Source organism: Microbispora sp. NPDC049125, from assembly GCF_040802045.1.
Lineage (GTDB): Bacteria > Actinomycetota > Actinomycetes > Streptosporangiales > Streptosporangiaceae > Microbispora.
In genome coordinates this window covers 124,479-137,112 of record NZ_JBEZDW010000020.1, presented here as the reverse complement: position 1 = coordinate 137,112, position 12,634 = coordinate 124,479, and the positions used below count along the sequence as shown (strand labels likewise).

Annotated in this window: 15 protein-coding genes and 1 pseudogene; 13 read left to right on the top strand and 3 right to left on the bottom strand. The window is 72.3% G+C overall.

Annotated features, from left to right (window positions below; all coding sequences use genetic code 11):
• Positions 1–26: 26 nt before the first annotated feature.
• Both AB0B72_RS23345 and AB0B72_RS23340 read left to right on the top strand, forming a co-directional pair.
• Positions 27–428: pseudogene (locus tag AB0B72_RS23345) on the top strand (DUF222 domain-containing protein); the annotation flags it as partial.
• A gap of 975 nt (positions 429–1,403) precedes the next feature.
• A complete protein-coding gene (locus AB0B72_RS23340; RefSeq protein WP_367741021.1) occupies positions 1,404–2,582 on the top strand; it encodes an HNH endonuclease in 1,179 nt (392 codons plus the stop codon).
• A 79-nt stretch (positions 2,583–2,661) separates the two neighbouring features.
• Here the strand turns inward: AB0B72_RS23340 and AB0B72_RS23335 are convergent, their stop codons facing one another.
• Together AB0B72_RS23335 and ybaK are read right to left on the bottom strand one after the other, a co-directional pair.
• Positions 2,662–4,212 (bottom strand): amidase, encoded by a 1,551-nt coding sequence (locus AB0B72_RS23335; RefSeq protein WP_367741012.1) that lies wholly within the window; start codon positions 4,210–4,212, stop codon positions 2,662–2,664.
• 82 nt (positions 4,213–4,294) lie between these two features.
• Positions 4,295–4,792 carry a Cys-tRNA(Pro) deacylase gene (gene ybaK, locus AB0B72_RS23330; protein ID WP_367741011.1) on the bottom strand — a complete coding sequence of 166 codons (498 nt, stop codon included), beginning with the start codon at positions 4,790–4,792 and terminating at the stop codon, positions 4,295–4,297.
• Between the two features lie 107 nt (positions 4,793–4,899).
• Here ybaK and AB0B72_RS23325 point away from each other — a divergent pair, with 107 nt between their 5' ends.
• The 11 genes from AB0B72_RS23325 (at position 4,900) to hisF (ending at position 12,167) form a co-directional block, all read left to right on the top strand.
• Positions 4,900–5,142 (top strand): helix-turn-helix transcriptional regulator, encoded by a 243-nt coding sequence (locus AB0B72_RS23325; protein ID WP_367741010.1) that lies wholly within the window; start codon positions 4,900–4,902, stop codon positions 5,140–5,142.
• A complete protein-coding gene (locus AB0B72_RS23320) occupies positions 5,142–5,669 on the top strand; it encodes a hypothetical protein (RefSeq protein ID WP_367741009.1) in 528 nt (175 codons plus the stop codon). Before AB0B72_RS23325 ends, AB0B72_RS23320 begins: the two co-directional genes overlap by 1 nt.
• A 334-nt stretch (positions 5,670–6,003) precedes the next feature.
• Entirely contained in the window at positions 6,004–7,311 is a 1,308-nt protein-coding gene (gene hisD / locus AB0B72_RS23315) for a histidinol dehydrogenase (protein WP_367741008.1), read from the top strand.
• Positions 7,308–8,429, top strand: a complete 1,122-nt coding sequence (locus AB0B72_RS23310) for a histidinol-phosphate transaminase (protein ID WP_367741007.1) — start codon at positions 7,308–7,310, stop codon at positions 8,427–8,429. Before hisD ends, AB0B72_RS23310 begins: the two co-directional genes overlap by 4 nt.
• Positions 8,426–9,040: an imidazoleglycerol-phosphate dehydratase HisB gene (hisB, locus tag AB0B72_RS23305; protein ID WP_367741006.1), complete on the top strand. Its 615-nt coding sequence runs from the start codon at positions 8,426–8,428 to the stop codon at positions 9,038–9,040. Before AB0B72_RS23310 ends, hisB begins: the two co-directional genes overlap by 4 nt.
• Positions 9,040–9,192, top strand: coding sequence for a hypothetical protein (locus tag AB0B72_RS23300; RefSeq protein ID WP_367741005.1), 153 nt, complete (start codon positions 9,040–9,042; stop codon positions 9,190–9,192). Before hisB ends, AB0B72_RS23300 begins: the two co-directional genes overlap by 1 nt.
• The gene (hisH, locus tag AB0B72_RS23295) at positions 9,183–9,821 is read left to right on the top strand and encodes an imidazole glycerol phosphate synthase subunit HisH (RefSeq protein ID WP_367741004.1); all 639 of its coding nucleotides are present in this window, start codon (positions 9,183–9,185) and stop codon (positions 9,819–9,821) included. Before AB0B72_RS23300 ends, hisH begins: the two co-directional genes overlap by 10 nt.
• 25 nt (positions 9,822–9,846) lie before the next feature.
• Positions 9,847–10,254, top strand: coding sequence for a hypothetical protein (locus tag AB0B72_RS23290; RefSeq protein ID WP_367741003.1), 408 nt, complete (start codon positions 9,847–9,849; stop codon positions 10,252–10,254).
• Positions 10,255–10,258: 4 nt separating this feature from the next.
• Positions 10,259–10,984, top strand: a complete 726-nt coding sequence (gene priA / locus AB0B72_RS23285; protein WP_367741002.1) for a bifunctional 1-(5-phosphoribosyl)-5-((5-phosphoribosylamino)methylideneamino)imidazole-4-carboxamide isomerase/phosphoribosylanthranilate isomerase PriA — start codon at positions 10,259–10,261, stop codon at positions 10,982–10,984.
• The gene (locus AB0B72_RS23280) at positions 10,981–11,400 is read left to right on the top strand and encodes a RidA family protein (protein WP_367741000.1); all 420 of its coding nucleotides are present in this window, start codon (positions 10,981–10,983) and stop codon (positions 11,398–11,400) included. Before priA ends, AB0B72_RS23280 begins: the two co-directional genes overlap by 4 nt.
• Entirely contained in the window at positions 11,397–12,167 is a 771-nt protein-coding gene (gene hisF, locus AB0B72_RS23275) for an imidazole glycerol phosphate synthase subunit HisF (protein ID WP_367740998.1), read from the top strand. Before AB0B72_RS23280 ends, hisF begins: the two co-directional genes overlap by 4 nt.
• Before the next feature lie 155 nt (positions 12,168–12,322).
• Here the strand turns inward: hisF and AB0B72_RS23270 are convergent, their stop codons facing one another.
• Positions 12,323–12,625 (bottom strand): hypothetical protein, encoded by a 303-nt coding sequence (locus AB0B72_RS23270; RefSeq protein ID WP_367740997.1) that lies wholly within the window; start codon positions 12,623–12,625, stop codon positions 12,323–12,325.
• Between the last annotated feature and the right edge of the window lie 9 nt (positions 12,626–12,634).

Genomic DNA, 12,634 nt, shown 5'->3' with positions numbered 1-12,634 from the left:
CTCCCGATGAGGCCCGCGCGGCGCTGGTGTGGTCACGCCGGCGTGCTGATTCGACCTTCGAGCTGGCGTGGAATGTGCACCGCCGGTTGCCGGTCCTCGGCGAAGCCATGCTGGCGGGAACTTTGGATGAGCCGCGGGCCGTGGCGTTCATCCGCTGGACCACCGGGCTGACCGACGAACAGGCCGCGCTGGTGTGTGACCACCTGGTCGAGCGGGCGGGTGGGTGGACGGTCGGGGAGTTGATCGAGCACATTCAGCGGCTGGTGCTGGCGATCGATCCGGGCTGGGCGGAAAAGCGTTACACCGAGGCGGTCAAACGCCGCCGCGTGGTGGGGGCGCGCAACGACGACGGCACCGCCAGCGTGTCCGGCCTGGACCTGCCGGTGGACCGGGCCGCGGCCGGTTGCGAACGCATCGATGAGCTGGCCCGCTCCTGCAAACGCGCCGGAGACCGCCGCCCGATCGACCACATCCGCGCCGACCTGTTCCTCGGCTCCCTCGACGGCACCTTCGAAGGCCTGACCGACGAGCAGATCATCACCCACATCCGCACCCACCCCTTCCTCGACACCCCACCACACCCCCCAACCGACACCGCCCCAGATGCCCACACCGAGTCCGCCACCGACCCAGACACCACCCCTGACGCAGACCCAGGCGCAGGCCTCGGCGGCCCCGCCACCCCACCCGCTGATCCCTCGGGCGGTACGTCAACCAACCCACCCGCTGGCTCACCAGCCGGTCCTCCTGGTGGCATTCCAGCCGACCCGCCAGCTGATCCAACCGATGGCACACCGGCCACCCCACCTGCTGGTCCACGTAGTGGCACTCCGGCCGCCCAACCGGTTGATCCATCCGAAGGTGCCCTAGCGGACCCACCAGCCGATCCCTCCAGCGACACCCCGACCAGCCCACCCGCAGGCCTGCTCGGCGGCACCCCGACCAACCCACCCACTGATCCATCCGATGGCGTTCCGACCACCCCGCTGGGCGGTCCATCCGATGGCGTCTCGGCCCACCCGTCGGCTGATCCACCGGGCGGCACACCAGCCAACCCTCCAGGCGGCTCGCCCGGCGGCACCCGAGCCGATTCACCGACTGCCCCGCTCGGCGGGACCCCGGCCGATTCGCCGACCGAGTCCAGGAGCACCCCCTCTCTGCGCACTCCAACAGACCAACCCCCACGATCTCGGGCACCCGACGACCAATCCGCGGGTGGCCCCAGCCGCCCCGAAGGCGGCGTGCCCCACCACCCGGGTGCTGCCTCACCCCGCCACGCCCACCACGCGGGCGCTGTCTCACCCGACCACGCCCTTCACCCGGGCGCGCCCGCATCTTCACCGCACGAGCCCGGCGCGACGACATCGGCCGCCTCCGGCCGTCATGACCGTCTGTCCGGTGGCGTGCGGGGATGGGCTGTCCCCGAACTGCGGGTCGAGCTCAGCACACTGCTGGGCCTGGACGAACACCCCGCACACGCACCCGGATGGGGAATGATCCACGCCCCACTCGCCCGCCACATGGCCGCCCGCATGATGGCCGGGGAATGGCGCTACGCCATCTGCACCGACAACGGCCATCTCCTCCACGCCGGCATCACCCGGCACCGCCCCTGCCCACCCGCAGCACGCCCGCCCCGCGACACCCGCCGCGGCGGCATCGTCGAACTCCAAATCACCCAGACCCTCCTGCACCGACTCGCCGGTCAGCCATCCATCACGGGCCAGTGGGCCGCACTTGTCACCGACCTCGCCACCCAAGCCGGCACCGCCACCCAAACCAGCACCGTCCAGAACGGCGGCGCCCACAACGGCACCGCCCCGCGATCACAGACCGCTGAGCAGGCCGGCACCGCCCAGAACGGCGGCGCACAGAACGGCACCGCTGAACACGGCGGCGCACAGAACGGGGTCGCCGACAACGGAATTGCCCAGCAGGGCACCACCCGGGACGCCACGAGCAGGCGCCCCCCGAACGCCGAGACCACGCGCCCCCGCACTGCCGACATCGCCACGACGGCAAACGACCTCCCGGACAACGACAAAGCCGATCGCCGACAAGCAGACGCCGCCTTACGCCGCTACGTCCAAATCCGGGGCCGAGTGTGTTCCTGGCCCGGCTGCCGCACGCCCGCAACCCGAACCGACCAAGACCACATCATCGACTGGGCGGCCCACGGGCCCACCCAGGAGGACAACCTCACCCTCGCCTGCCGCCACGACCACCGCACCAAGCACCACGGCGGCTGGCACGTCACCATGCCCAAGACCGGCCACATCACCTGGACCAGCCCACTCGGACACACCTATCCCACCAAACTCCCCAAGATCATCACCCCGCTGCCGGAGTCCCGCCCCCTCCCCAGCCCGGGAACACCCCTGACGAGCAGCACGACCGAGGACCGACTCACCCAGCAAACGATCATGCCCAGTCCACTCCCGACCACTCACGCGAACATCCCGCCGAAACCTCCCCGACGGCCGAAGCCTCCCCGACGGGAGGAAACCCCGACCAGACATGGGCCGCCACCCCCGGCTCACAGACCGGCAGTGGAACACGACCTTGACGTCCCCCCGTTTTGATCCCCACTGCTCACCTACCCGGCGGCGATCCCCTCCCGGATTTGCCAGGACGTCGTGCACGGCGGACGTGAGTGGGGGCTCACAGGGGCGGCTCGGGGCGCCTGCGCCAGTGACCGGTCGCCTGCTCGAACGCGTGCCCGAGCCGGAGGACGTCCAGGTCGGCCCAGGGCCTGCCGACGATCTGCAGCCCCACCGGAAGGCCGTCCGAGGTGAACCCGCAGGGCACCGACATCGCGGGCGCGTGCAGCACGCTGATCCAGTAACAGGAACGCATCCACGCCAGGTAGTCGGGCATCGGCCGCCCGGCGACCTCCGTGACGTACGGCTGCTCGACGGGAAACGGCGGCACCTGGCTGACCGGCGCTACCAGGAAGTCGTACTCGCCGAAGAACGCGCTCATCCGGTGGAACAGGCGGGTGCGCAGCCGCTCGGCCCGCGCGAGGTCGTCGCCGGTGACCTTCCGGCCCTGCTCGACGTTCCACGCCACGTTGGAGCCCACGCCGGGCACGCCGCCGTACGTGAGCGCGTAGAACCACGCCCGATAGATGCGGAAGGCGTCCTCCGCGTCCGACAGGTCGAGCTCGACCTGCTCCACCTTGGCGCCGAGCGAGGCGAACACGCCCACCCCCTCGGCCGTAACCCTTGCCGTCTCCGCGTCCACCGGGAGGCTGCCAAGGTCGGGGCTGAAGGCGATCCGCACCCCCGTGACGTCGCGGTCCAGGGGGCCGGCGAAGGCCGATCCATCCTCCCGGATCGAGTACGGCGAGGCGGGGTCGAAGCCCGCGATCGCGCTCATGAACAGCGCCAGGTCCGCGACCGTCCGCGCCATCGGGCCGGGGGCCGACAGGGTGAACCAGGCCGCCGTGGACGACCGCGACGGCACCCGGCCCGGAGTCGGCCGCAGCCCGGCCACGTTGCAGAACGACGCCGGGTTGCGCAGAGAGCCCCCCATGTCGGAGCCGTCCGCCAGCGGGATCATCCGGCTCGCCAGTGCCGCCGCCGCGCCGCCGCTGCTGCCTCCCGCGCTCCTGGACGGGGCGTACGGGTTGCGGGTCGCGCCGAACACCTCGTTGACCGTGTGCGACCCGGTGCCGAACTCGGGAGTGTTCGTCTTGCCCAGCGTGATGGCGCCCGTCTGCCGTATCCGCCGCACCAGAAGGTCGTCCTCCAGCGGGACGTGGTCGGCGAACAGGCGGGAGCCGTACGTCGTGCGGATCCCGGCGGTGTCGGCGAGATCCTTGTGTGCGACGGGGAGCCCGTGCAGCGGGCCCCTCCACCGGCCGGCGGCCAGATCGGCGTCGGCGCTTCTCGCCTCGTCGAGCGCCCGGTCGGCCACGAGCGTCACGATGGCGTTGACGCGGCCGTTCACCTCGCCGATCCGCCGCAGGTGCGCCTCGGTCAGCTCTACGGCGGTCACCTGCCGGTCGCGCAACAGCGCCGACATCTCCGTCGCCGTCAGCTCGACGAGCTCGCCGCTGTGCCCGCGGGCCTGTGAGCCGTCGTGCCCCCCGGCCTGTGAGCTGTTGTGCTCGCCGGCCTGCGAGCCGCTGTGCCCCCGGGCTCGCTCGCCGTCGTGTCCCTCCACCGGCTCGCCGCCGCGTCCGTCGGCTCGCTTGTCGCGCTCGGTCACGTCCTGGCCCCCTTTTCCGTACGGCTCACGCATCGAGTCTCCGAGGCGTGGCCCGCGCGTGCGATGGCAACACTCGACAGGCTCAGCCCTTGGCGATGGGGGCGGTCACGGCCTGGGTGAGCCGAACCAGGTTCGCCGGTGCCGTCTCGATCTGCAGCCCCCGACGGCCGGCCGAGAAGTAGATCGTCTCGAACTCGAGCGCCGAGGCGTCGACCACGGTCGGCAATCTCTTGCGCTGGCCGAGCGGGCTGATGCCGCCCACGACATAGCCCGTGACCCGCTCCACCTTGGCGGCGTCGGCCATCGCCGCCCGCTTGCCCTTCAGCGCGGCCGCGAACGCCTTGAGGTCCAGCTTGCCCGCCACGGGCACCACCGCCACGGCCAGCCCTGCCTCGGTCTCCGCCACCAGGGTCTTGAAGATCCGCTCGTACGGCACGCCGAGGGCGTCGGCCGCCTCCTCGCCGTACGCCTGGGCGTTCGGATCGTGGTCGTACGGATGGAGGGTGAAGTCCGCCTTCGCCTGCGTGAGGGCGACCGTGGCCGGAGTGCCCTGACCGCCCTTGCTCTTGGTCTTGCTCACGCCGATCAGCCTAGAGCCACAGCCAAGCTGTCGTAGTGACTTGATGGAATGTAGTAGATGTACTACATTCCATCCTATGAATACGTGCTCATTCCGAGACAGCAACGATGTCCGGTGAAGAGGTCCACAACCGCATCACGATGCTCAGGGCCGAGCGCGGGATCTCGCGCAAGGACCTGGCCGCCGCACTCGGCGTCCATTACCAGACCATCGGTTACCTGGAGCGTGGCGAGTACAGCCCGAGCCTGTTCCTCGCCCTCCGGATCGCCGAGTATTTCGGCGTCCCCATGGAGATCGTGTTCTCCCTCAAGCCGTTCCCGCGGCTCGGCAGTGGCGAGGTGGTGAGCTGATGGCCGGGCTCGACGAGCGGCGACTGGAGGAGATCAGAAGGCGCGCGCGTTTGTCGTGGCACGCCACCCCCAGAGGCCGCGAGATCACCGTGATCCTCGGCGGGGTGGCACTCGCGACGCAGTGGGTCAGCGCGATCGTGTGTTATCTGCTCGCGCCGAGCGACACGGCGATGTGGACGACGTTCGCGCTGTGGGGCGTCGCCGTGGTGATCTACGGATGGGTGTACACGGTTCTCGTCGTGCTCTCCGGAGGCGTGATCGGCCTGCGTGAGGAGGAGCTGGACGAGCGCCAGCTCGCCGAGCGCCGGAACGTCTACGCGCTGTCCCGGCGCGGGAGCGCGTGGATGCTGGGCGGCGCCACGCTGGTCGTGGGCCTGCTCCCGGACGGCGGCGACTCGGTCCTGCGGGTTCCCGCGGCGGCGGCCTTCATGTTCATGTTCGCCGCCTTCGTCACCCATCTGTTCCTGCCCCACCTCGTCGCCGGCCGGCGCCTTCGCGACCTGCCGCCGGAGGAGGACGGCGACTGATCGCCGGGCGAACAGGCGGGGGCCCCAGCCGGCGGGCCCCCGCCCGCGACCCCGCGGTGCTCGACCCGGCGGTGCTCGACCCGGCGGTGCTCGGCCGGACCCCGCCCAAGACCCGACTCGCCCAAGACCCGACTCGCCCAAGACCCGACTCGCCCAAGACCCGACCGCCCGCGGTCCGGCCCCGCCCGCCACCCCCGGCGGCCTGACTCGACGGGGCCCGATCCGGCGGCGCGCGACCATGGGAGGGCCGCCGGGACGCGGCGCCGTCGCGAAACGCCTGTCCCGCATGCTGGACGAGACGGGATCCGCCCCCCGTCGTCCGTAGACTGGGACGGTGATTTCCCGTATCGACCTGCGCGGGGCCCTGCCTGGGGACCTGCGCGACGTGCTGCCCCGCGCCGAGCTCGACGTCGAGGCCGCCCTGGAGAAGGTGCGACCCATCTGCGAGGACGTGCGCCATCGCGGCGCCGCGGCCGTACGGGAGCTGACCGCGCGGTTCGACGGCGTCGACCTGGAGACGGCCCGCGTCCCCGCCCACGCGATCACCCGGGCCCTGGACGAGCTCGACCCGGCCGTACGCGCCGCCCTGAAGGAGTCGATCCGCCGGGCCCGCCTCGTCCACCGCGACCAGCGGCGAGCGGACACCACGACGCGGGTCGTGCCGGGCGGCACGGTCACCGAGCGGTGGGTGCCGGTCGACCGCGTGGGGCTCTACGTGCCGGGCGGCCGCGCCGTCTACCCGTCCAGCGTCGTCATGAACGTCGTCCCCGCCCAGGAGGCCGGGGTCGGCTCCCTCGCCGTGACCTCGCCCGCGCAGAAGGAACACGGCGGCCTGCCGCATCCGACGATCCTCGCCGCCTGCGCGCTGCTCGGCGTGGAGGAGGTCTACGCCGTGGGCGGCGCCCACGCGGTGGCGATGTTCGCCTACGGGACCGAGGAGTGCCCCCGGGCCGCGATGGTGACCGGCCCGGGCAACATCTGGGTGGCCGCCGCCAAGCGGCTGCTCAAGGGCCGCATCGGCATCGACTCCGAGGCGGGGCCCACCGAGATCGCAATCCTCGCCGACGAGACCGCCGACCCGGTGCACGTCGCCGCCGACCTGATCAGCCAGGCCGAGCACGACGTGATCGCGGCGGCCGTCCTCGTCACCACCAGCCCCGAGCTGGCGGACGCGGTCGACAAGGAGCTGCCCGGCCAGGTCGCCGCGACCCGCCACAGCGAGCGGATCACCGAGGCGCTCGCCGGCCGCCAGTCCGGCATCGTGCTCGTGTCCTCGATCGACGACGGCCTGAAGGTGGTCGACGCCTACGCCGCCGAGCACCTGGAGATCCAGACGGCCGACGCCCACGCGGTCGCGGCCCGGGTGCGCAACGCCGGCGCCGTCTTCATCGGGCCGTACGCCCCGGTCTCGCTCGGCGACTACATGGCCGGGTCCAACCACGTGCTGCCGACCGGCGGCTGCGCCTGCCACTCCTCAGGCCTTTCCGTGCAGACGTTCCTGCGCGGCATCCACGTCGTCGACTACGACCGCGACGCGCTCGCCGAGGCCGCGCCGTACGTGTGCGCGCTCGCCGACGCGGAGGACCTGCCCGCCCACGGCGCCGCCATCCGCGCCCGCTTCGACTGGGAAGTGCCCGCATGACCACGGGAAGTGCCCGCGCGACGACCCTCGACGACCTGCCGATCCGCGAGGACCTGCGCGGCAAGCAGCCGTACGGCGCCCCGCAGCTCGACGTGCCGGTCCAGCTCAACACCAACGAGAACCCCTACCCGCCCTCGGCGGCGCTGATCGACGACCTCGCCGAGGCCGTACGGCACGGCGCGGCCACGCTCAACCGCTACCCGGACAGGGACGCGGTCGAGCTGCGCAAGGACCTCGCCGACTACCTCGGGCACGGCCTGACCGCCCGGCAGCTGTGGGCGGCGAACGGCTCCAACGAGATCATCCAGCAGATCCTGCAGGCCTTCGGCGGCCCGGGGCGCTCGGCCATCGGCTTCGAGCCGTCCTACTCCATGCACCCGATCATCGCGGGCGGCACGAACACGCGGTGGATCTCCGGCGCCCGCGACGGCGACTTCGCGATCGACATCGAGGCCGCCGTGCGGGCCATCGAGGAGCACCGCCCCGACGTGGTCTTCCTGACCTCCCCCAACAACCCGACCGGTACGGCGCTGCCGCTGGACGTGATCGAGCGGATCGTCCGGGCGGCTCCCGGCATCGTCGTGGTGGACGAGGCGTACGCCGAGTTCGCCAGGGCCGGCACGCCGTCGGCGCTGACGCTGCTGCCAGGCAACCCCACCCTGATCGTCACGCGGACCATGTCCAAGGCGTTCGCCATGGCCGGGACGCGGCTCGGCTACCTCGCCGCCGACCCGGCGGTCGTCGACGCCATGCTGCTGGTCCGGCTGCCGTACCACCTGTCCACCCTGACCCAGGCCGCCGCCCGGGTGGCGCTCGCCCACCGCGAGGAGCTGCTGAGCACGGTCGACACGCTGCGGGCAGAGCGGGACGCCACCGTGGCCTGGCTACGGCACCGTGGCCTGACGGCCGCTGACTCCGACGCCAACTTCGTGCTATTCGGTAGGTTTCCGGATCGGCGCGCCGTATGGGAGGGGCTGCTTGAGCGCGGCGTACTGATCAGGGAGACCGGTCCCGCGCAGTGGCTGCGCGTGTCGATCGGCACAGAGCACGAGATGGCGGCCTTCCGCACCGCTCTTGAAGCAGTCCTGGAAGCCGCCTTGGAAGGGGAGTCTCGATGACTGACGCGAGCACCGCCGCGGCGCGCCGCGGCCGCGTCGAGCGCAGCACCAAGGAGACGTCGGTGCTGGTCGAGGTCGGCCTCGACGGCACGGGCGTGGTCGACGTGGCGACCGGCGTGGGGTTCTACGACCACATGCTGGCCCAGCTCGGCAAGCACGGGCTGTTCGACCTGACCGTGAAGACCGAGGGCGACCTCCACATCGACGCGCACCACACGATCGAGGACACCTCCATCGCGCTCGGCACGGCGTTCCGTGAGGCTTTGGGCGACAAGTCGGGCATCAGGCGGTTCGGCAGCGCGTCCTGCCCGCTGGACGAGGCGCTGGCCCAGGTCACGGTCGACCTGTCCGGCCGGCCGTACCTCGTGCACACCGAGCCCGAGGGCATGGCTCCCATGATCGGCCCGGACTACGACACCACCATGACCCGGCACATCCTGGAGTCGTTCGTCGCGCAGGCGGCCGTGTGCCTCCACGTGCACGTGCCGTACGGGCGCAACGCGCACCACATCGTGGAGGCGCAGTTCAAGGCGCTCGCGCGGGCACTGCGCGAGGCCTGCGAGCGCGACCCCCGGGCGAGCGGCGTCCCGAGCACCAAGGGCGTCCTGTGATGAACACCTCGTCCACGATTATGATCTTCGTTGGCCTCTTCCTCGTAGGAGGGGTCATCTCGGGCGTACGGCAGGGCGCCCGGCTGCTGACGCTGCTCTCCGGCGTGGGAGCGGCCCTGGCGCTGACGGCGGGAGTTCTGTGGTGGGAGTAGGAAGGCGCGTGGTCGTGCTCGACTACGGGTCGGGAAACCTGCGGTCGGCGGAGCGGGCGCTGGCCCGGGCGGGCGCGGACGTGACGGTGACCGCCGACTTCGACGCCGCCCTCGACGCCGACGGCCTCGTCGTCCCCGGCGTCGGGGCGTTCGCCGCGTGCATGGCCGGGCTCAAGGCCGTACGGGGCGACCAGATCGTCGGCCGCAGGCTTGCGGGCGGCCGCCCCGTGCTGGGGATCTGCGTCGGCATGCAGATCCTCTTCGAGAAGGGCGTCGAGCACGGCGTCCACACCGAGGGCTGCGGCGAGTGGCCCGGCACCGTGGAGCGCCTCGACGCGCCCGTCCTGCCTCACATGGGGTGGAACACGGTGAACGCCCCCGAAGGCAGCGTCCTGTTCCGGGGGCTCGACGCGGACACCCGCTTCTACTTCGTCCACTCCTACGGCGTCCGCGAGTGGCTGCTGGAGGCGGGATCCGGTTTCGTCCCGCCGCTGGTCACCTGGGCCGAGCACGGCGTGCCGTTCGTCGCGGCCGTCGAGAACGGCCCGCTGTCGGCCACCCAGTTCCACCCGGAGAAGTCCGGCGACGCGGGAGCCGTGCTGCTGTCCAACTGGCTCACCACGCTGTGAGCGTGCCGGCGGGACGGGAGGCCGGATGAGCAAGGAACGGGCCCGGCGCAGGGCCGAGCGGGAGGCCGAGGCGGAACGCCTGGCCGCGGCTCTGGCCGAGCGGCAGGCGCGGGCGGCCCGGCGCAGGCAGCTGCGAAACCGGCTGACCGGAAGCGCGGCTGGCGGTGTCGTCGCCGGTGTCGTCGGCGGTGTGGTCGGCAGGGTGACCGCGGTGCTGCCGCGGCCCTCCCGGCCGGTCAGGGTCGCCCGGCAGCGCGGCTACATCGCGCGCAGGCGGCGCACGGAGAACGCCGTCCTCGCCGTGCTCTGGTTCCTCGTCCAGGTGCTCGCCTGGATCCTGCTCGACTCCTGGATGGCCAGGCTGGCCGTGCTGCTCGGCTCCATCCTGGTTGTCCCAGTGCTCGTCACCATTGTCTTCGACCGGAGGTCATGACCCCATGTCGCTCGTATTGCTCCCAGCCGTCGACGTCGCCGACGGCCAGGCCGTCCGCCTGGTCCAAGGGGAGGCGGGGACGGAGACGTCGTACGGGGACCCGCTCACCGCGGCGCTCGCCTGGCAGGACGCCGGTGCCGAGTGGATCCATCTGGTCGACCTCGACGCGGCCTTCGGCCGGGGGAGCAACCGGGAGCTGCTGGCCTCCGTCGTGGGCGCCCTCGACGTGCAGGTGGAGCTGTCGGGCGGCATCCGCGACGACGCGTCGCTGGTGGCGGCGCTGGCCACGGGATGCCGGCGGGTCAACATCGGCACCGCCGCCCTGGAGGACCCGGCTTGGTGCGCCAAGGCGATCGCCGAGTACGGCGACCGCATCGCGGTGGGGCTGGACGTCCGGGGGACCACTCTGGCCGCCCGCGGCTGGACCAAGGAGGGCGGGGACCTGTGGGAGGTTCTCGACCGCCTGGAGTCGGAGGGCTGCCCCCGCTACGTCGTCACCGACGTCACCAAGGACGGCACGCTCCGCGGGCCCAACCTCGACCTGCTCCGCCAGGTCTGCGCCAGGACCGGCCGGCCGGTGATCGCCAGCGGCGGCGTGTCGTCGCTCGACGACCTGCGCGCCATCGCCACGCTCGTCCCCGAGGGCGTCGAGGGCGCCATCGTCGGCAAGGCGCTGTACGCCCAGGCGTTCACGCTGCAGGAGGCCCTCGTGGCGGTGAGCGGCTCATGACCGACACCATGCCCCCCGGCCGGATCTCCTCCGGCGGGCCCTGGGAGGACAGGTACGGCTACGCCCGCGCCGTCGTGGCGGGGCCGCACGTGCTGGTGTCCGGCTGCACGGCGACCGTGGGCGGCGAGGTCCAGCACGTGGGCGACGCCTACCAGCAGACGCTCACCGCCATCTCCATCGCGCTCGACGCGGTCGAGAAGTCCGGCACGTCGCTCGCCGACGTCGTCCGCACCCGGCTCTACGTGGTGCACGCCGACGACTTCGACGCGGTCGGCCGCGCCCACGGCGCGATCTTCGGAGCCGTACGGCCGGCCTGCACCAGCGTCCAGGTCGCCGGGCTGATCGACTCCCGCATGCTGGTCGAGGTGGAGGTCGAGGCCTACCGGCCGGCGGGGCGCGTGGAGGGGGCCGTATGACGGTCGCCGTGCGCGTCATCCCCTGCCTGGACGTCGACGCCGGGCGGGTGGTCAAGGGCGTCAACTTCGAGAACCTCCGCGACGCGGGAGACCCGGTCGAGCTGGCCCGGCGCTACGACGCCGAGGGCGCCGACGAGCTGACATTTCTCGACATCACCGCCTCCTCGGGGGAGCGGGAGACCATGCTCGACGTGGTCCGCCGTACGGCTGAGCAGGTGTTCATCCCGCTGACGGTCGGCGGGGGAGTGCGGGCCGTGGACGACGTCGACCGGCTGCTGCGCGCCGGGGCGGACAAGGTGGGGATCAACACGGCCGCCATCGCCCGGCCGGAGCTGCTCACCGAGGCGTCCCGGCGGTTCGGCTCACAGTGCGTGGTGCTGTCGGTGGACGCCCGCCGGGTGGTGGACGGGCCGCCCACGCCGTCCGGCTTCGAGGTGACCACCCACGGCGGCCGCCGGGGGACGGGCATCGACGCGGTCGAGTGGGCCAGGCGGGGCGAGGAGCTCGGCGTCGGGGAGATCCTGCTCAACTCGATGGACGGCGACGGCACCAAGTCGGGCTACGACCTGGAGATGCTGCGGGCCGTCCGGGCCGCCGTCACCGTCCCGGTGATCGCCTCCGGCGGTGCCGGCCGCCTGGAGGACTTCCCTCCGGCGGTGGAGGCGGGGGCGGACGCCGTGCTCGCCGCGTCGGTGTTCCACTTCGGGCAGCTCAAGATCGGCGAGGTCAAGGAGACGCTGCGGGCGGCGGGCCACCCGGTCCGCTGACTCCCGCGCCGCGTGAGCCGGCCCGCCATGAGCCGGCCCGCCATGAGCCGGCCCGTGTGGTCAGGCCGTGTGGTCAGGCCGTGTGAGCCCGATAACGCGCGGACGCGGCCTCCAGCCTGCCGGAGGCCGCGTCGCGTTCGCCGGATGCCGGCGAATCAGTCGCTGTCGCTGCTGCTTTCGGACGTGCTCTCCTGGGAGCCGCCGCTGGACTGGCTCTGGTCGCTGCTCTGCTCGCCGCTCTGGCCGGAGTCGTCGTTCCCCCAGCCGCCGTTCCCGTAGCCGTCGTCGTCCCCGTCGTCCGAGACCACCAAAGGCGCCGCGGCGCCGGTGAACGACGCCGTGACGGGCGCGCCGGCCGTCGTGGCCGCGGACGCGCTCTGCCCCGACTGGGCCGTCCCGAGAGCGAGGGCGGTTAGGGCCGCGAGGCCGAGAAGGCTCGGGAGTCGCTGTGCGGGCATAGGTGTCTC

What these genes read in the sequence shown, in the direction of transcription:
- AB0B72_RS23270 (WP_367740997.1), bottom strand. Translation starts at nt 12,625, where the DNA reads ATGCCCGCACAGCGACTCCCGAGCCTTCTCGGCCTCGCGGCCCTAACC.
- AB0B72_RS23280 (WP_367741000.1), top strand. Translation starts at nt 10,981, where the DNA reads ATGACCGACACCATGCCCCCCGGCCGGATCTCCTCCGGCGGGCCCTGG.
- AB0B72_RS23300 (WP_367741005.1), top strand. Translation starts at nt 9,040, where the DNA reads ATGAACACCTCGTCCACGATTATGATCTTCGTTGGCCTCTTCCTCGTA.
- AB0B72_RS23325 (WP_367741010.1), top strand. Translation starts at nt 4,900, where the DNA reads ATGTCCGGTGAAGAGGTCCACAACCGCATCACGATGCTCAGGGCCGAG.
- hisB (WP_367741006.1), top strand. Translation starts at nt 8,426, where the DNA reads ATGACTGACGCGAGCACCGCCGCGGCGCGCCGCGGCCGCGTCGAGCGC.
- priA (WP_367741002.1), top strand. Translation starts at nt 10,259, where the DNA reads ATGTCGCTCGTATTGCTCCCAGCCGTCGACGTCGCCGACGGCCAGGCC.
- AB0B72_RS23310 (WP_367741007.1), top strand. Translation starts at nt 7,308, where the DNA reads ATGACCACGGGAAGTGCCCGCGCGACGACCCTCGACGACCTGCCGATC.
- AB0B72_RS23290 (WP_367741003.1), top strand. Translation starts at nt 9,847, where the DNA reads ATGAGCAAGGAACGGGCCCGGCGCAGGGCCGAGCGGGAGGCCGAGGCG.
- AB0B72_RS23320 (WP_367741009.1), top strand. Translation starts at nt 5,142, where the DNA reads ATGGCCGGGCTCGACGAGCGGCGACTGGAGGAGATCAGAAGGCGCGCG.
- hisF (WP_367740998.1), top strand. Translation starts at nt 11,397, where the DNA reads ATGACGGTCGCCGTGCGCGTCATCCCCTGCCTGGACGTCGACGCCGGG.